The 2,696-nt window shown below is 69.5% G+C and carries 4 protein-coding genes; 2 read left to right on the forward strand and 2 right to left on the reverse strand.

Translation table 11 applies throughout. From position 1 onward, the window contains the following. The first annotated feature begins 264 nt into the window (after positions 1 to 264). Both D7V93_RS41450 and D7V93_RS41455 read left to right on the forward strand, forming a co-directional pair. The gene (locus D7V93_RS41450) at positions 265 to 591 is read left to right on the forward strand and encodes a DUF3817 domain-containing protein (protein ID WP_120648483.1); all 327 of its coding nucleotides are present in this window, start codon (positions 265 to 267) and stop codon (positions 589 to 591) included. 183 nt (positions 592 to 774) lie between these two features. Further along, positions 775 to 1,494 carry a Uma2 family endonuclease gene (locus D7V93_RS41455; protein ID WP_244237820.1) on the forward strand — a complete coding sequence of 240 codons (720 nt, stop codon included), beginning with the start codon at positions 775 to 777 and terminating at the stop codon, positions 1,492 to 1,494. Positions 1,495 to 1,502: 8 nt separating this feature from the next. On the opposite strand, the gene D7V93_RS46290 is transcribed toward D7V93_RS41455, so the two are convergent. Beyond that, the gene (locus D7V93_RS46290) at positions 1,503 to 2,204 is read right to left on the reverse strand and encodes a double zinc ribbon domain-containing protein (protein WP_208723323.1); all 702 of its coding nucleotides are present in this window, start codon (positions 2,202 to 2,204) and stop codon (positions 1,503 to 1,505) included. A gap of 59 nt (positions 2,205 to 2,263) precedes the next feature. Next, on the reverse strand, positions 2,264 to 2,696 hold a 433-nt coding region (locus D7V93_RS41470; RefSeq protein ID WP_208723324.1), incomplete at its 5' end, for an RtcB family protein.

The following is a 2,696-nucleotide window of genomic DNA, read 5'->3' on the forward strand; positions in this document are numbered from 1 at the left end:
GGGACGGGGTCGTCTCGGTGTGCATCACGGCGCAGGGGATAGCAGTCTCCGGGGCTGGACGGTGGAGGAAGGCGCTGGAGGTGAAAGGAAGAACACCGCGACAGGGCGCGGATTCGTTCAGGAGACGCACCGGGCCCGCGAGAGGTGGGCCGCAGGGCAGGCGGGCGCCGTATCACCCGGGCTCACCGCGCTGAGCATGGGGTCCGATGCTGGCCGGGCCCGGTGGCTTGACGGTGCTGGCGGGCGCGGAGGAGAGAAGAGGTCATGCTGAAGACCGCCCTGGGACGTTTTCGCGCCGTTGCCTTCTGGGAGGGGTTGTCCTTCCTGGTGCTGCTGCTCATCGCCATGCCGCTGAAGTACGTCATGCACCTGCCCCAGGGCGTGCGCGTGGTGGGCATGGCGCACGGCCTGCTCTTCATGGCGTACCTGTACACGCTGATGATGGCTGCCATTGAGTACCGCTGGGGCGTGAAGCGGATCGCCGTGGCGTTCGCGGCCTCGCTCGTGCCGGGCGGGACGTTCTGGCTGGACGCGCAGCTGCGCGGTGAGGCGCGGGCATTGGAGACGGCGCAGCCGCCTGCTGGCGGATGAGGCTGGTGATTGACCGCAGGATGGACAAGACCCATCATGTTGTTGATGGGACATCATACCCCAGAGGTCGTGCCCTCCTACCCGCGAGCACCGTCCCAGCGGGCATGGGACGCGCTGAGCAAGGAAGAGCGAGCGCAGGTGGAGGCGTCTCTGCCGGGTGAGGTGACCTGGAGCGAAATGCCCATGCCGGAAGGGGATTGGCATACCGAGCCCCGCTCCCAAGTGCTGGCCGTGCTGAAGAGGCACTGGGCTCATTCGCCACGTCAGGCATACGTGAGCACGGCGCTGCCCGTGTACTACCCCGAAGAGCCCCGCTTCGCGCCCGACTTGCTGGTCGTCCTGGATGCGGAGCCGTACTCCCGCGACAAGTGGGTGTGCAGTGCCGAGGAGCGCGGGTTGGACTGGGTCATGGAGGTGCACGCAGGGGGCGACCGGAAGAAGGTCGCTGAGGACAACGTGCATCGCTACGCCCGGCTGGGAATCCCCGAGTACTTCATCTTCGATGGGGGACGGCTCACGCTGGAGGGCTACCGGCTAGCGACACCCGAGGCGCGTGTCTATACGCGCATGGAGCCCCGTCACGGGCGCCACGTCTCGGAAGTGCTGGGACTCGAGCTCCAGGTGGAAGGCGAGCACCTGCGTTTCTGGGCGGGCAACGCGCCCCTGCTGGAGTCCAGGGAACTCATCAGCCGGATGCGAGACGAGGCGATGGGGTTGCAACGACGCGCCGTGGACGCCGAGCAACGTCTCTCGGAAGAGACCCGCCGTCGCGATGAGGCCGAGCAGCGTCTCGCGGAAGAGACACGGCGTCGCGATGAAGAGACTCGGAGCCGCGAGGAGTTGGAGCGCCGGCTCAAGGAGATTCAGGCCGAGATGGCGAAGCTCCAGAAGTCCCGGAAGTAGGCCACGGCTCAGGCGAGGGTGAACGCCCTCGCCAACGTCAGCACCTCCACCCGCACGGCCCCCGCCTCCCTCAACGCGAGGGCGGCGGCCCGCGCGGTGGAACCCGTGGTGAACACGTCATCCAACAACAGCACCTCCTGCCCCTTCACCACCCGCGACGCCACGAAGGCCCCGGCCACGTTGCCCGTGCGCTCCGCCTCGCTCAGTCCCACCTGTCGCTTCGTCTCGCGCGTGCGCTCAATCCACCCCACCGGCGCCATCCGCCCGGACGCCTTCGCCATCGCTCCCGCGAGCAATTGCGCCTGGTCGTACTGCCGCGTCCGGAAGCGCCGGACATGCAGCGGCAGCGCCACCACGCACCCGGGCGCCGTCCTCAAGAAGCGCCGCGCCTCGTCCGCGAGCAGCGCTCCCAGCGGCGCGGCGAGGTCCGGCTGGTCCTCGTACTTGAAGCGGTGGATGGCGCGCGCCACCGGCCCCTCGTGCGCGAAGGGCGCCCAGGCCCTGCTGAACGGCGGCGGCACCGTCCGACACCGGGGACAGGTGTTCCCCGGGAACGTGCCCGGCTCCGCGCAGGTGCGGCAACACACCGGCGGCAGTCGCTCCAGCGCGGTGTCACACGGCTCGCAGAACACCGCGCCCACGCCCGACAGCACCTTCGCGCAGGCCAGACACATGGGCGGATAGAGCAGGTCCAACAAGGCCTTCCACATCACCGGGACTCCAGGGGCCAGCGCATGCCGCGCCCCTCGTGCGAGTCCCGTGCCGCGCTTCACTCCGCCGTGCGGCCCCGCGTCTTGTACGTGAGCACCGGCGCCAGCGTCGCCACCACCCGCACCAGCCCCGCTTCCACCAGGTCCGTCACCACGCGGTCGATGGCCTTGTACGCGGGCGGCGCTTCCTCGAAGAGCAGGTCGCGGTCCTCGCAGATGACGTGGCTCTTGAACACAGTGCGCGTCAGCGACTCCGCGGTGAAGCGCTCCTTCAACCGCTCCCGCGCCGCCGTGCGCGTCCACTTGCGGCCCGCCCCGTGCGCCAGGCTGTGGGCGCTGTGCTCGCCCGAGCCCACCGGCAACACCAGATAACTCAACGCGCCGCGACTGCCGGGAATCACCACCGGCCCTTCATCCCAGGGCGCCGCCCCCTTGCGGTGCAGCCACGCCACGCGCCCCTCCGCGTGCCGCGCGGTGACGCTGTTGTGGCAC

Source organism: Corallococcus llansteffanensis, from assembly GCF_003612055.1.
GTDB lineage: Bacteria > Myxococcota > Myxococcia > Myxococcales > Myxococcaceae > Corallococcus > Corallococcus llansteffanensis.